Origin of the sequence: Streptomyces sp. NPDC001351, assembly GCF_042896045.1 — a bacterium.
Lineage (GTDB): Bacteria > Actinomycetota > Actinomycetes > Streptomycetales > Streptomycetaceae > Streptomyces.
This window is the reverse complement of the sequence record NZ_JBIAWS010000007.1, coordinates 380,550-393,477: the sequence shown is the minus strand read 5'-3', so window position 1 is coordinate 393,477 and position 12,928 is coordinate 380,550. Positions and strand designations below refer to the sequence as shown.

Genomic DNA, 12,928 nt, shown 5'->3' with positions numbered 1-12,928 from the left:
GGGCGCGGCAGGCCTTTTGGGCCGTAATAAGGTCGCTCCATGCTTGATGCCCTGACGCTGGTGACCGGCGTCGCCGCGCTGCTGCTCGCCGCCTGGTGCGGGTGGGCCGCCTATCGAGACCAGCCGACGAAGGACTGGCACTTCATCGGCATGGCCGTGGTGTCGCTGCTCGCCGTGGTGCAGCTGGTGATCGGGATCGTGCTGCTGGCGCGGGGCGAGAAGCCGGAGCAGGGCACGACGATCTTCGTGGCGTATCTGCTGGGCGCGTTCGCGTGCGTGCCGGCGGCGGGGTTCATGTCCCTGGCGGAGCGCACCCGTTGGGGTTCGGTGACGGTGGCCGCCGGCGGTATCGTCCTGGCCGTTCTCGAAGTGCGGCTCTACGACATCTGGGGAGGCTGAGGTGACCTCGGTGCAGGAGAAGCCCACGAGGACGCGGCTGATCAGCGGGCCGGGGATGCTGCTGGTCTGGTTCTACGGCGTGATGGTCGTCGGGGCCGTGTCACGGTCCGCGTTCCAGATCGCGACCGAGTTCGACCGGGCGCCCCTCGCGTACTCGCTGTCCGCCGTGGCGGGTGTCGTCTACGGCTTCATCACGTACTCGCTGGTCCGCGGCGGCGAAACGGCCCGCAAGGCGGCACAGGTGTGCTGCGCCGCCGAACTCGCGGGCGTGCTGATCGTCGGTACCTGGACTCTGGTCGACAAGTCGGCCTTCCCGGACGCGACGGTGTGGTCGGACTACGGCATGGGGTACGTCTTCATCCCCGTACTGCTGCCGCTGTCCGCGCTGTACTGGCTGCGCAGGAACCGCGCCGTCACGCAGTAGCCACGTACGCCTCGGCCGGCTTCTCCAGCACGATCATCGGCACCCCGTCGTTGCCCTGGGAGGTGCCCACGGCCTGGTAGCCCACCCGGCGGTACAGCCGCAGGTTGCCCTCGCTGCGGTGGCCGGTGTACAGGCGGAACACCTTGGCGCCGCGCTCCTCCGCCAGCGCCGACTCGGCCGCGCGCAGCAGCCGCGCGCCGATGCCGTGGCCCTGCAGGCGGGGGTGGACGCAGAGCTTGCCGATGGAGGCGGAGCCGTCCTCGGTGACGCGGCCGCGGACTGAGCCGACGACCTCCTCGCCGAGCCGGGCCACGTAGACGCAGTCGGCGGCCACCTCCTGGCGGACCGAGTCCAGGCTCTGGACGAGCGGGTCGATGCGGTAGTTGCCGTACAGCGCCGCCTCGCTCTGGAAGCACAGGTACTGGAGCCTGAAGATCTGCTCTGCATCCTGCTCGGTCGCCACCGAGATGGTCACGCTCATGCCCATGTGCGCACGCCTCCCGCTCACCTGATCGCCACGTTGTCCCTCACTCCTATCCCCGCGGTTCGCGGGCCGCAACCTCCGGCGAGAGCAAACGCCGGAGACAACCCAGGCATCTGGAACGTTCCGGGCCGAGACTGCCCTGTGAGATACCCAACTCCCCCGCGATTTCCCGGTATGTCAGGTCCTTCGGGGACAGCAGGGCCTCCATCAGGCCGGGGCAGCGGCCGGGCAGACGGCGGACGGCGTCCCGCAGGGCCCGGCCGCGGGCCGCCGCGAGGGCCAGCTGTTCGGGGTCGCGGTCGACGTCGTCGGCCGGCTCGATGTCGTACGGCCGTTCGTGTCGGGTCGTACGGCGGGTGCGGCGCACCTCGGAGCGGACGGCGCTGCGCAGCCAGCGCTCGGGATCGGACGGCGGGCCGTCCACTTCGAGATGTTCCAGGAGGCGGAGCCAGACCGCCTGTTCCAGGTCGCCCGGCTCGGCTCCGGAGGCATGCGCCTCGGCCGAGGCCTCGGCGGTGAGCAGCGGGCGCAGAGCGGCAACCAGGTCGTGCGTCATATGCGGTTCGACGCGGCCGCCCGGGGCCCAGTTGCCCGGACGGCCGACGGTTCACCCCAACCGGGGTAGGAGGCTCAGCCGTTGACGAAGTCCTCGCGGGCCAGCACGCCGGTGTCCGCGTTGTCCGTGAAGACGCCGTCGATGCCGGTGGCGAAGTAGGTCTTGAAGGCGCCGAAGGGGTCGCCGTACGCGTCCGCGGCGGTGCCCTTGCGGTACTCCGCCGGCAGGAACGGGTTCTCGTTGCGCATGGTGTACGGGTGCAGGATCAGGCCGACCTTGTGCGCGTCGGAGACGAGGGTGGTCGGCTTGTCGAGGCTGCCGTCCGCCTTCTTGGTGATGATCAGGTCGAGGGTCGGGCCGAGTCCCTGCGCGTAACCGGCTATCTCCCTGAGGCCCTTCGGGGTGATCAGGTCGGCGACGGTGCGCGGGTCGCCCGCCTCGACGAAGTCCCAGGGGCGGCTGCTCGCGCCGGACAGGAGCACCACCAGCGGGTTGTCGACCAGCTTGTTCAGACGCTGGATGCTGCTCGGCTCGAAGGACTGCAGGATGACGGGCGAGTTCCGCCGGTCCTTGCCGTACTTGTGCAGCAGCTTGGCGACCCGCTCCTCCAGGCCGAGGCCCAGCTTGCGGAAGTAGGTGGGATGCTTGGTCTCGGGGTAGATCCACACCTGCTTGCCGCGCTTGCGGGTCTGCTCGTCCTGCCACTTCAGGACCTCTTCGAAGGTGGGGATCTCCCAGCGGCCGTTGTAGAGGGTGTTGTGCGGGCGGTTGGCCGGAATCCGCTCGATCGCGCGCAGCGTCTTCAGCTCCGCAAGGGTGAAGTCCTCGGTGAACCAGCCGGTGGTGGAGACGCCGTCGAGGACCTTGGTGGTCTTGCGGTCGGCGAACTCGGGATGGTCGGCGACGTTGGTCGTCCCGCCGATCTCCGGCTCGTGGCGGCAGACGAGATGGCCGTCCTTGGTGGGGACGAGGTCGCCGGCCTCGACGACGTCGGCGCCCAGGTCGAGGGCCAGGTTGTACGAGCCGAAGGTGTGCTCGGGCCGGTAGCCGCTGGCTCCGCGGTGGCCGATGATCGTCGGCTTGGGCAGGCTCTTCAGCCCGCCGTTCCCGTGGCCGGCGTCCGCGGCTCTCGCCGTGCCCGACAGGCCGAGGACGGCTCCGCCCGCGCCGAGTACCGCCGCCCCGAGGAGTGCCCGTCGTCCGGTGCCGCCTGTCTGCCCGTTCTCCTGCGTTCCCATGAGCGCCTCCCCTGACGTCGGCTCGATCTGTTCTGTCAGCGCGCCGATCGTAGGGGCGTGGACATGACGCGAGAGAGGCGTTGGCCGGAACATGCGGGTGACTCGGGATGTCGTATGGGGTCGTACGGGTGACGGGATCCGACGAGCGGTGAAGAGGCGGGCGTGGCTCGCCCGTTCGGCGGCGAGTCGTCCGTCACATCGTTCCGGCCCGTTACCGGCAGGCAACGCCGCGTCACCCCAGGTAAACCCGCGTCAACACTGCGTAAGACCTCGGTGAACCCGATGTGCAAGACCCCGGTGACCGCGAGTATCGTCCTCACCTGCACAGACTCATACCGAATCCCTTGACACCGGAGGGCCCGTTGTCCCGCTTCGTGCTCATCAAGGCAGTGCTCGGACCGATCATGCGCCTGATGTTCCGCCCACGGGTGGAGGGCGCGGAGCACATCCCGGGCGACGGCCCGGTCATCCTGGCCGGCAACCACCTGACCTTCATCGACTCGATGATCCTGCCGCTCGTCTGCGACCGCCAGGTGTTCTTCATCGGCAAGGACGAGTACGTCACCGGCAAGAGCCTCAAGGGCCGGCTGATGGCCTGGTTCTTCACCGGTGTCGGCATGATCCCGGTGGACCGCGACGGCGGCCGGGGCGGGGTGGCCGCGCTGATGACCGGGCGCCGCGTGCTGGAGGAGGGCAAGGTCTTCGGGATCTACCCCGAGGGCACGCGGTCGCCCGACGGGCGGCTGTACCGGGGGCGTACCGGCATCGCGCGGCTGACGCTGATGACGGGGGCGCCGGTGGTTCCGTTCGCGATGATCGGGACGGACAAGTTGCAGCCGGGCGGGGCGGGGATGCCCCGTCCCGGGCGGGTCACTGTTCGGTTCGGTGAGGCGATGGAGTTTTCGCGGTACGACGGCATGGATCGCGACCGGTATGTACTGCGGGCGGTTACCGACTCCGTGATGGCTGAGGTCATGCGCCTGTCGGGCCAGGAATATGTCGACATGTATGCCACCAAGGCGAAGGCAGCGTAATGCCTCCGGCGGTTGGCCGTCCTTCGGGTGCGGGTGCGTGGGGGTTGATCGCGCAGTTCCCCGCGCCCCTTAAGGTCTGGTGCCCAACCGCTCGTCTCTCAGCATGAACCAGGCTGCCGCTGACGTTGCCAGTAGGACCGCGGAGCCCACTCCCGACGCGAGCGCGAGGCCGTTCACGAAGGCCTCCCGGGCGGACGACAGCATCGTCTGTGCCGCATCCGTCGGCATACCGGCCGCCGCTTCCACCGCACCGCCCAGTGACTCGTGCGCCCCTGCGGGAGTTGCCGCCGGAGCGGCGAAGCCGCGGTAGATGCCCGTCACGATCGAGCCGAGTACGGCGATTCCCAGGGCCGCGCCCAGTTCGTACGCCGTCTCCGAGACCGCCGATGCCGCGCCCGCCTGCTCCTTCGGTACCGACGAGAGGATGACGTCGGCTGTCACGGTGAAGGAGAAGCCGGCGCCGATGCCCACGACCAGCAGGGCGGCGCCCAGGACGGGATAGCCCGTCGACCGGTCCAGCGTGGTGAGGGCGGCGAGTGCGAGCCCCACCGCCGCCAGGCCGCCCGCAACCACCGCCCGCACCGAGAAGCGGCGCGCCGCGCGGCCCGCGATCAGGCCGGCCGCCACCGCGCCCACCGCCGCGGGCAGTTCGGCCAGGCCCGCCTCGAACGGGCGCCTGCCCTGGACGAGTTGCAGGTACTGGGAGAGGAAGAAGACCAGGCCGGACAGGCCGAGGATGGTCAGCAGGTCGGCCAGGACCGCCGCGCTGAAGCCTCGGTTGCGGAACAGGCGCATGTCCAGCAGCGGGGTGGGAAGCGTGAGCTGGCGGCGGATGAACCCGTACAGCGCCGCCGCGCCCAGTCCGCCCGCGGCGAGCGTGGGCCACTCGAAGCCGTGGGTCGCGGCCTCCTTGACCGCGTAGACGACGCCGATCACGCCGACCAGTGACAGGGCGACGCTGGTCAGGTCCCACGGGCCCGGGTTCGGGTTGCGGGACTCGGGCAGCGTGCGGACGCCGACGAGGACCAGGACCGCCATCACGGGGAGGTTGATCAGGAAGACCGAGCCCCACCAGAAGTGTTCGAGCAGGAAACCGCCCGCGATCGGGCCGACGGCCGTGCCCGCGGAGGCGGTGGCGCCCCAGATGCCCACGGCGAGGCTGCGTTCGCGCGGGTCGTGGAAGAGGTTGCGGATCAGGGCGAGGGTGGCGGGCATGAGGGTGGCGCCCGCGACGCCGAGCAGGGCGCGGGCCAGGATCATCAACTCGGGTGTCGTCGCGTAGGCGTTGAGGACCGATATCGCGCCGAACGCCGTGGCGCCGCCGAGCAGGATCCGCTTGCGGCCGATGCGGTCGCCGAGGCTGCCCATCGACACCAGCAGGCCCGCGATGACGAAGGAGTAGACGTCTCCGATCCACAGGAGCTGGGTGCCGGAGGGCTTGAGGTCCTCGCTGATGTAGGGGGTCGCGAGACCGAGGACGGTCGCGTCGACGGCCACCAGCAGCACGGCGAGCACCAGGACGGACAGCGCGAGCCAGCGGCCCGGGCGCTTCACCGCCTCGGTCGTGGTCGCCGGCTGCAGGGTGCTGGTCATGATTCCTCTCTCCGTAGCGCGCCGCCGAGCAGGAGCTCGGCGACCATGTGGGTGAAGTCCTTGGGGGCGACGCGGCCGTCGTGCATGGCCCACGCGCACGAGGCGATCAGGCCGTACAGCGCCTCCGTGAGCCAGACGGGGGTGAGATCGATACGGAACTCGCCCGCTTGCTGGCCGCGGACGAACAGCGCGCCCATGCGGGTGTCGAGCCGCTGCCAGCCCGCGTCCTGGCCGGCTTCCCAGAGCTGGCTCTCGCCGTACAGGAAGGCGAGCAGTCCGGCTGCGGGCTGGATCTCGCTCACCAGCCTGCGCACGGCCTCGCTCGCGGTTCCCTCGTCCAGCCGGGCGGCGTCCAGCGCCGCCTCGCACTCCGCGATGCCGAGCGTCTCGAGAGCCCGTACCAGCGCGTCACGGCCCGCGAAGTGGCGGTGCAGCGTGGCGCGGCTGATCCCGGCCGCCTTGGCGACCTCGTCCATGGTCGCGGTGGATTTGCGGGTCAGCAGGGCTGCGGCGGTGCGCAGTACGTGGTCACGGTCGACGGCCATGAGACGACCATAGCGCATGTGAGACATGAGTGTCTCAATGTGGCCGTGCGCGTCTCAGAGGAGTGAGGCTTTCTGCGGATTTCAGTGCCAGGGCAGCTGTCCGCGCCGCTCCCAGTAGGCCTGCGGCTTCTCCACCAGTTCGGCCAGGCGGGCCAGCTGGTCCTCGTCCAGGTCCACGACCGCCGCGTGCAGGTTGGAGGCGAGCTGGGTGGCGGTCGCCGCGCCGGAGAGCACGACTCCGGCCCAGGGCTGGCGCAGGATCAGGGCGAGAGCCACCGCGTCGCACCCCAGAGACGTTTCTGCGGCCACGGCCTTCAGGGCGGCGGGGGCATAGGGGTCCGCGAGGCGGCCGTTGGCCATGCCCTCCTTGACGATCACGGTGAGTCCGGCGTCGTGCGCCTCGGCCAGGGCGGGGGCGGCCGAGGTCTCCAGGACGTTGTACGTCGACTGGACGGTACGGAAGAGGGGTTCGCCGTCGACCGTCACGGCGAGGGCGGCGCGGATGGCGTCGGCCTGCGCGGGGCCGCTGGTGGAGAAGCCGATGGTGGTGCCCTGGGCGGCCGCCTCCGCCAGCCTTGCGTGGAGTTCCTTGTCCGTGAGGGCCGGGCTGTCCGGGGTCACCGAGTGGATCTGGTAGAGGTCGAGGCGGTCGCCGAGCAGTTCGGCGCTCTCGGCGCGCTGGCGCTCGTAGGTCTGCAGGCTGTGGTCCTTGACCTCGTGCGTCTCGGCGTCCGCCGACCAGCCGGCGGTGTAGGTGTAGCCCCATTTGCTGCCCACGACGATGTCGTCGAAGGAAGGCCGGGCGTTCAGCCAGTCGGCGAGGAACTCCTCGGAGCGGCCGTAGGAGCGGGCCGCGTCGAAGTAGCGGACGCCCTGGGCGTAGGCGGCGTCGAGGAGTTCGTGGGTGCGCAGGCGCAGGGCGTCGACGGTGCGCTCGGCCGGGAGGTCGTCCTCCCGGCCGAGATTGATGTAGCCCGGACGGCCGACGGCGGCGAGACCCAGTCCGATGTGCGCGGTGGGCGTGGTCGCGTGGGCCAGGCGGCTGAAGGGCATGGTGGCTCCCTGCACGATCGGCGGAGGAGATCCCGCGTCAGGAGGGGGGATCCCGCACCAATCTACCCAGCCTCGTGCGGTTCAGCCCGCCCTGGTCAGACGCAGCGCGGGACGAAGGCGGGGTCGGCCGGCCCCTTGCGTCCCAGGGCGTTGAGCACCCACTGCTCGACCAGCGGCGACTTGGGTGCCTGATCGTGCTCGGTGGTGTCGAGCGGGCAGCGGTCCTGGAGGAGGACGTTGGTCACGTACGAGTCAGGACCCTTGAGGAAGGCGCTGGTGTACGGCACCACGACCTCGTCGTACTTGGTGGCGATCGCCGTGTAGTCGGGGCCCACCGGGGTCTCCGGGTCGGAGTTGAGCTTCTGCAGGAAGGCCGAGCCGGCGGTCTGGTCGACGCAGGAGTCGCAGACGGTGGCGCCCGCCGCGAGTGCAAGGGGGTTGGTGGTGCCGTGGTTGGAGGGCACGATGCCGACGAGGTCGTCGACCTTGGTCGCGCCGCCGAGGAACTTCACGTAGTAGCGGGGCATCATGCCGCCCTGGCTGTGCCCGACGATGTCCACCTTCTTGGCGCCGGTGGCGCCGAGCACGGCGTTCACGAAGTCCCGCAGTTCGGCCGCCGAGTCCGGGATCGGGGCGGTCTCCAGGCCGCCGTAGTCGAAGGAGAAGACGCAGTAGCCGGCGTTCGCCAGCGCCGGCGAGAGGGTCAGCCAGTTCTCGTACGAGGTCTTGAAGGTGCCGTTCACCAGGACCACCGGCTGCGGATGGGCCGAGTCCGGTGTGCAGGACCAGTCGTTGGCGCCGGGCGGCGGTGTGTCGGCGGCGCCCGCGGGGGCGGTGAGCCCGAAGGCGCACAAGGCGGCTATGGCGGTGACGGCGAGAAGGCGGGCGGTTCGTCTGGTACCTCTGGCGCGCATGACGTCCCTTTCATGCTCGGCTGCGATCGACCGGTGTTCGGCATTGTCGACCGGGTAACCGGAATGGTTACCTCCGAGTACAGCCGCGTCAAGGTTCCAGCCAGTGGCCGAATCTCATCTGTTACCTGGCGGTCCGGGCAGCACAAAGGGCCCGGACGGGAGGTCCGGGCCCTGCTGTGCGCTGCGGTGCGGCCCTCAGGCCTGCTTGGCCGTGGCCCACGCGTGCTGTGCCGCCACGTCCGCCTTGACCTCGGCGAGCTGGACGGAAACCGCGCTGGGCGCCGTGCCGCCGCGGCCGTTGCGCGAGGCCAGCGCGCCCGGCACGTTCAGGACCGTGCGCACCTCGGGGGTCAGATGGGCGGAGATCTTGGCGAACTGCTCGTCCGTCAGCTCGTCCAGTTCCTTGCCCTCGGCCTCGGCGGCCTTCACGCACTCGCCGGCGACCTCGTGCGCCACGCGGAACGGGACGCCCTTCTTGACCAGCCACTCGGCGATGTCGGTGGCGAGGGAGAAGCCGGCCGGGGCCAGTTCCTCCATGCGCTCGCGGTGCACGGTGAGCGTCGCCATCATGCCGGTGAAGGCCGGCAGCAGCAGCTCCAGCTGGTCGATGGAGTCGAAGACCGGCTCCTTGTCCTCCTGCAGGTCGCGGTTGTACGCGAGCGGGAGGGCCTTGAGGGTCGCCATGAGGCCGGTCAGATTGCCGATCAGACGGCCGGACTTGCCGCGGGCCAGCTCGGCGATGTCCGGGTTCTTCTTCTGCGGCATGATCGACGAGCCCGTGGAGAAGGCGTCGTGCAGGGTCACGAAGGAGAACTCCTTCGTGTTCCAGAGGATGATCTCCTCCGCGATCCGGGAGATGTTGACGCCGATCATCGCGGTGATGAAGGTGAACTCGGCGACGTAGTCGCGGGAGGCCGTGCCGTCGATGGAGTTGCCGACACTGCCGTGCTCGAAGCCGAGGTCCTTGGCCACCGCCTCCGGGTCCAGGCCGAGGGAGGACCCGGCGAGGGCGCCCGAGCCGTACGGCGAGACCGCCGTGCGCTCGTCCCACTGGCGCAGGCGCTCCGCGTCCCGGGACAGGGCCTGGGCGTGGGCCAGGACATGGTGGGCGAAGAGGACCGGCTGGGCGTGCTGGAGGTGGGTGCGCCCGGGCATCGCCACGTCCGGGTGGGCCTCGGCGAGGCCGATCAGGGCGTCCTGGAGCTCGGCGATCAGACCGGCGATGGTGCGGGCGTGGTCCCGGAGGTACATCCGGAAGAGGGTCGTCACCTGGTCATTGCGGGAGCGGCCCGCGCGGAGCTTGCCGCCGAGGTCGGGCCCGAGGCGCTCCAGGAGGCCCCGCTCCAGCGCGGTGTGGCAGTCCTCGTCGGCGATCGTGCCCACGAAGGAGCCGTCGGCCACGTCGGCCTCGAGCTGGTCGAGCCCGGCGATCATGCGCGTCAGCTCGTCGTCCGTGAGCAGGCCCGCCTTGTGCAGCACGCGCGCGTGGGCTCGCGAACCGGCGATGTCGTAGGGCGCCAGCCGCCAGTCGAAGTGGACGGAGGCGGACAGCTTCGCCAGGGCCTCGGAGGGACCGTCGGCGAAACGGGCGCCCCAGAGCCGTACGTCACCGCTGTTGCTGCTCACTTGCGTTGCTCCTAGGGAGGATTGGTCGGTATTGCGCACAGCCTCGCTCACGCGAGGTCAGGTCAGGCTATGCCTGCGACTGACGCTGGGCCGCGATCTTCGACGACAGGCTGTAGATGTCGATGAAGCCCTTGGCCGCGGCCTGGTCGAAGGTGTCGCCCGTGTCGTAGGTGGCCAGGTTGAAGTCGTAGAGGGACGACTCGGAACGCCTGCCCGTCACGACCGCCCGGCCGCCGTGCAGGGTCATGCGGATGTCGCCGTTGACGTGCTGGTTCGCCTCGTCGATGAAGCCGTCCAGCGCCCGCTTGAGCGGGGAGAACCACTGGCCGTCGTAGACGAGTTCGCCCCAGCGCTGCTCCACCTGCCGCTTGAAGCGGGCGAGTTCGCGCTCGACGGTGACGTTCTCCAGCTCCTGGTGGGCCGTGATGAGGGCGATCGCGCCCGGGGCCTCGTACACCTCGCGGGACTTGATGCCGACGAGGCGGTCCTCGACCATGTCGATCCGGCCGATGCCCTGGGCGCCGGCGCGCTCGTTGAGCTGCTGGATCGCCTGGAGGACGGTGACGGGCCTGCCGTCGATCGCGACCGGCACGCCCTGCTCGAAGGTGATGATCACCTCGTCGGCGTCGCGCGGGGTCGCCGGGTTCGAGGTGTACTCGTAGATGTCCTCGATCGGCGCGTTCCAGATGTCCTCCAGGAAGCCCGTCTCGACCGCGCGCCCGAACACGTTCTGGTCGATGGAGTACGGGGACTTCCTGGTGGTGGCGATCGGAAGCTGTTTCTCCTCGCAGAACGCGATCGCCTTGTCGCGGGTCATCGCATAGTCGCGGACCGGGGCGATGCATTTCAGGCCGGGGGCGAGGGCGACGATGCCGGCCTCGAAGCGGACCTGGTCGTTGCCCTTGCCGGTGCAGCCGTGGGCGACGGTCGTGGCGCCGTGCTTGTGGGCGGCGGCGACGAGGTGCTTGACGATCGTCGGCCGTGAGAGCGCGGAGACCAGCGGGTAGCGGTCCATGTAGAGGGCGTTGGCCTTGATCGCGGGGAGGCAGAACTCCTCGGCGAACTCGTCCTTGGCGTCGGCGACTTCGGCCTCCACGGCGCCGCAGGCGAGGGCGCGCTTGCGGATGACGTCCAGGTCCTCGCCGCCCTGGCCGACGTCGACCGCGACGGCGATGACCTCTGCGCCCGTCTCCTCGGCGATCCAGCCGATGGCGACGGAGGTGTCCAGACCGCCTGAGTAGGCGAGTACGACGCGCTCGGTCACGGGGTCTCCTCACACCGCATTCACTGACATGCATGAGTATGCAGTGCTCTGCATGATTCGTCAATCGACCTCGGGGGTCAGCCGGGGTGTGGAGAAGTTCTGAAGGACGGTTGAACAAACGAAACCGCTTACCCGTACTTCACCCCGAACGCCGGCGCCGCGTCTGTAAACCCACTCCTGACCCAAGTGAGGCATCCGCATGTCCAGGGCTCTTCCGAAGTACAACAAGCGTCGCGTCGCGATCATCGGCGGCGCTGCCGCGGTGGCGCTGTCCGGAGCGGTGATCGCCGGTTCCGCCCTCGCCGGGACGCCGTCCAAGAGCAGCGGGACCAACGCCCGGACCCTGGCCGCGTCCCCCGGCACCATCACCTGCCAGGACGTCGCCTCCAAGCTGCCGGCGATCCCCGCCTCCGCACAGGCCGAGGTCACCCGCAACCTCACCCTGCTGCAGACGCAGATCCAGGAGGCCAACAACCGGCTGCAGAGCACGGTCGGCCAGGGCGGCCCGAACTTCGTGAACAACGCCATCCTGGGGCCCCTGAAGGACAAGCGGGTGGCCACGATCAACCGCATCGCCACGGCCATCGGGCGTACGGCGGCCAAGCCGACCGGACTGGACGCGCTGGCGCCGTGCACCCTCAACGCCGCGGGTGCGAACGCCGGTGCCAACTCCGGCAACGCCAACAAGGGCAACGCGAACAAGGGCAACGCGAACGCGGGCAACGCCAACAAGGGCAACGCGAACGCGGGCAACGCCAACAAGGGCAACGCCGGCTCGGGCGCCTCCGCCGCGGGCACCATCAGCTGCCCGGACGTCGCCTCCAAGCTGCCGGCGATCCCCGCCTCCGCACAGGCCGAGGTCACCCGCAACCTCACCCTGCTGCAGACGCAGATCCAGGAGGCCAACAACCGGCTGCAGAGCACGGTCGGCCAGGGCGGCCCGAACTTCGTGCAGAACGCGATCCTCGGCCCGCTGGCCGACAAGCGGAAGTCGACCGTCGACCGCATCGCGACCGCCATCGGCCGCACCGCGGCCAAGCCGACCGGCCTGGACTCCCTGGCCGCCTGCACGCTCACCAAGTAACGGGCGTGACAGGCGCTGTGGCCGCCCCGATGGAACGCCGGCCGGGGTGGCCACGGCCGGTGGCGGCCAAGTGGAGCCCGCAATTCCTTAGACGGGCGAAAGGTTTGCGTCCATAATCGTGAGGCGTGGGAAAGACTTATGAACGCATAGACGGCAGGCTGCGCACGTTCATCGAGGCGCAGCCCCTCTTCTTCACCGCGACCGCGCCGCTCTCCGGCGACGGCACGGTCAACCTCTCCCCCAAGGGCCTCAAGGGCTCCTTCGCGGTGATCGACGAACGCACCGTGGCCTATCTGGACTTCGCCGGATCCAACGCGGAGACCATCGCGCATCTGCGGGAGAACGGGCGCATCACGCTGATGTGGTGCGCTTTCCAGGGCCCGCCGAACATCGTGCGGGTGCACGGGCGCGGAGAGCCCGTCTTCCGCGACGACCCGCGCTTCAAGGAACTGCTCACGCATTTCCCGGACATCGATCCGGCCCCGCACGGTCTGCGGGCCGTCATCCTCGTGACGGCGGAACTAGTCCGCGACACCTGCGGTTACGCCGTGCCGTTCATGACCTACGACGAGGACCGCGACCTGCACGGCAAGCGTTTCGCGCGGGAGGACGACGCCTCGCTCGGCGAGTACTTCGCCAAGAAGGAGCACATCGCCAAGAGCCTGGATGGCCTACCCGGGCTGCCGTTGCCGCTCCCCCCGTCTACGGTCTGAG

14 protein-coding genes are annotated in these 12,928 nt (G+C 69.8%); 5 read left to right on the top strand and 9 right to left on the bottom strand.

From position 1 onward, the window contains the following. The first annotated feature begins 39 nt into the window (after nucleotides 1–39). Both ACFY1U_RS27080 and ACFY1U_RS27075 read left to right on the top strand, forming a co-directional pair. Nucleotides 40–399: a hypothetical protein gene (locus tag ACFY1U_RS27080; protein ID WP_115909284.1), complete on the top strand. Its 360-nt coding sequence runs from the start codon at nucleotides 40–42 to the stop codon at nucleotides 397–399. A 1-nt stretch (nucleotide 400) separates the two neighbouring features. After that, nucleotides 401–823: a hypothetical protein gene (locus tag ACFY1U_RS27075; RefSeq protein WP_390696720.1), complete on the top strand. Its 423-nt coding sequence runs from the start codon at nucleotides 401–403 to the stop codon at nucleotides 821–823. Here the strand turns inward: ACFY1U_RS27075 and ACFY1U_RS27070 are convergent. From ACFY1U_RS27070 to ACFY1U_RS27060, 3 genes are all read right to left on the bottom strand, one after another. Then, nucleotides 813–1,310 carry a GNAT family N-acetyltransferase gene (locus tag ACFY1U_RS27070; protein WP_390696719.1) on the bottom strand — a complete coding sequence of 166 codons (498 nt, stop codon included), beginning with the start codon at nucleotides 1,308–1,310 and terminating at the stop codon, nucleotides 813–815. The genes ACFY1U_RS27075 and ACFY1U_RS27070 overlap by 11 nt on opposite strands. A 46-nt stretch (nucleotides 1,311–1,356) precedes the next feature. Then, the gene (locus ACFY1U_RS27065; protein WP_390696718.1) at nucleotides 1,357–1,863 is read right to left on the bottom strand and encodes a sigma-70 family RNA polymerase sigma factor; all 507 of its coding nucleotides are present in this window, start codon (nucleotides 1,861–1,863) and stop codon (nucleotides 1,357–1,359) included. A 74-nt stretch (nucleotides 1,864–1,937) separates the two neighbouring features. After that, nucleotides 1,938–3,101, bottom strand: coding sequence for a glycerophosphodiester phosphodiesterase (locus tag ACFY1U_RS27060; RefSeq protein WP_390696717.1), 1,164 nt, complete (start codon nucleotides 3,099–3,101; stop codon nucleotides 1,938–1,940). A 362-nt stretch (nucleotides 3,102–3,463) separates the two neighbouring features. Between ACFY1U_RS27060 and ACFY1U_RS27055 the strand changes: the two genes are divergently transcribed. Beyond that, nucleotides 3,464–4,135 (top strand): lysophospholipid acyltransferase family protein, encoded by a 672-nt coding sequence (locus ACFY1U_RS27055; protein WP_115909279.1) that lies wholly within the window; start codon nucleotides 3,464–3,466, stop codon nucleotides 4,133–4,135. Nucleotides 4,136–4,204: 69 nt separating this feature from the next. On the opposite strand, the gene ACFY1U_RS27050 is transcribed toward ACFY1U_RS27055, so the two are convergent. The 6 genes from ACFY1U_RS27050 to ACFY1U_RS27025 form a co-directional block, all read right to left on the bottom strand. Continuing rightward, nucleotides 4,205–5,728 (bottom strand): MFS transporter, encoded by a 1,524-nt coding sequence (locus ACFY1U_RS27050; RefSeq protein ID WP_390696716.1) that lies wholly within the window; start codon nucleotides 5,726–5,728, stop codon nucleotides 4,205–4,207. Continuing rightward, nucleotides 5,725–6,273 carry a TetR/AcrR family transcriptional regulator gene (locus tag ACFY1U_RS27045; protein ID WP_390696715.1) on the bottom strand — a complete coding sequence of 183 codons (549 nt, stop codon included), beginning with the start codon at nucleotides 6,271–6,273 and terminating at the stop codon, nucleotides 5,725–5,727. Before ACFY1U_RS27045 ends, ACFY1U_RS27050 begins: the two co-directional genes overlap by 4 nt. A gap of 81 nt (nucleotides 6,274–6,354) precedes the next feature. Next, entirely contained in the window at nucleotides 6,355–7,326 is a 972-nt protein-coding gene (locus ACFY1U_RS27040) for an aldo/keto reductase (RefSeq protein ID WP_390696714.1), read from the bottom strand. A 95-nt stretch (nucleotides 7,327–7,421) separates the two neighbouring features. Beyond that, nucleotides 7,422–8,240 carry an alpha/beta fold hydrolase gene (locus ACFY1U_RS27035; RefSeq protein WP_390696713.1) on the bottom strand — a complete coding sequence of 273 codons (819 nt, stop codon included), beginning with the start codon at nucleotides 8,238–8,240 and terminating at the stop codon, nucleotides 7,422–7,424. 195 nt (nucleotides 8,241–8,435) lie between these two features. Further along, nucleotides 8,436–9,866 (bottom strand): argininosuccinate lyase, encoded by a 1,431-nt coding sequence (argH, locus tag ACFY1U_RS27030; protein ID WP_390696712.1) that lies wholly within the window; start codon nucleotides 9,864–9,866, stop codon nucleotides 8,436–8,438. Between the two features lie 67 nt (nucleotides 9,867–9,933). Continuing rightward, complete coding sequence (locus ACFY1U_RS27025) at nucleotides 9,934–11,130, bottom strand: argininosuccinate synthase (protein ID WP_390696711.1); 1,197 nt, start codon at nucleotides 11,128–11,130, stop codon at nucleotides 9,934–9,936. Nucleotides 11,131–11,329: 199 nt separating this feature from the next. Between ACFY1U_RS27025 and ACFY1U_RS27020 the strand changes: the two genes are divergently transcribed. After that, on the top strand, nucleotides 11,330–12,214 hold the full coding sequence (locus ACFY1U_RS27020; protein WP_390696710.1) for a hypothetical protein: 885 nt from the start codon (nucleotides 11,330–11,332) through the stop codon (nucleotides 12,212–12,214). A gap of 125 nt (nucleotides 12,215–12,339) precedes the next feature. Beyond that, nucleotides 12,340–12,927, top strand: coding sequence for a pyridoxamine 5'-phosphate oxidase family protein (locus tag ACFY1U_RS27015; protein ID WP_390696709.1), 588 nt, complete (start codon nucleotides 12,340–12,342; stop codon nucleotides 12,925–12,927). The last annotated feature ends 1 nt before the right edge of the window (nucleotide 12,928 follow it).

Coding starts and splice junctions, on each gene's coding strand:
- ACFY1U_RS27065 (WP_390696718.1), bottom strand. CDS start 1,863: ATGACGCACGACCTGGTTGCCGCTCTGCGCCCGCTGCTCACCGCCGAG.
- ACFY1U_RS27045 (WP_390696715.1), bottom strand. CDS start 6,273: ATGGCCGTCGACCGTGACCACGTACTGCGCACCGCCGCAGCCCTGCTG.
- ACFY1U_RS27035 (WP_390696713.1), bottom strand. CDS start 8,240: ATGCGCGCCAGAGGTACCAGACGAACCGCCCGCCTTCTCGCCGTCACC.
- ACFY1U_RS27040 (WP_390696714.1), bottom strand. CDS start 7,326: ATGCCCTTCAGCCGCCTGGCCCACGCGACCACGCCCACCGCGCACATC.
- ACFY1U_RS27080 (WP_115909284.1), top strand. CDS start 40: ATGCTTGATGCCCTGACGCTGGTGACCGGCGTCGCCGCGCTGCTGCTC.
- ACFY1U_RS27020 (WP_390696710.1), top strand. CDS start 11,330: ATGTCCAGGGCTCTTCCGAAGTACAACAAGCGTCGCGTCGCGATCATC.
- ACFY1U_RS27050 (WP_390696716.1), bottom strand. CDS start 5,728: ATGACCAGCACCCTGCAGCCGGCGACCACGACCGAGGCGGTGAAGCGC.
- ACFY1U_RS27070 (WP_390696719.1), bottom strand. CDS start 1,310: ATGGGCATGAGCGTGACCATCTCGGTGGCGACCGAGCAGGATGCAGAG.
- ACFY1U_RS27060 (WP_390696717.1), bottom strand. CDS start 3,101: ATGGGAACGCAGGAGAACGGGCAGACAGGCGGCACCGGACGACGGGCA.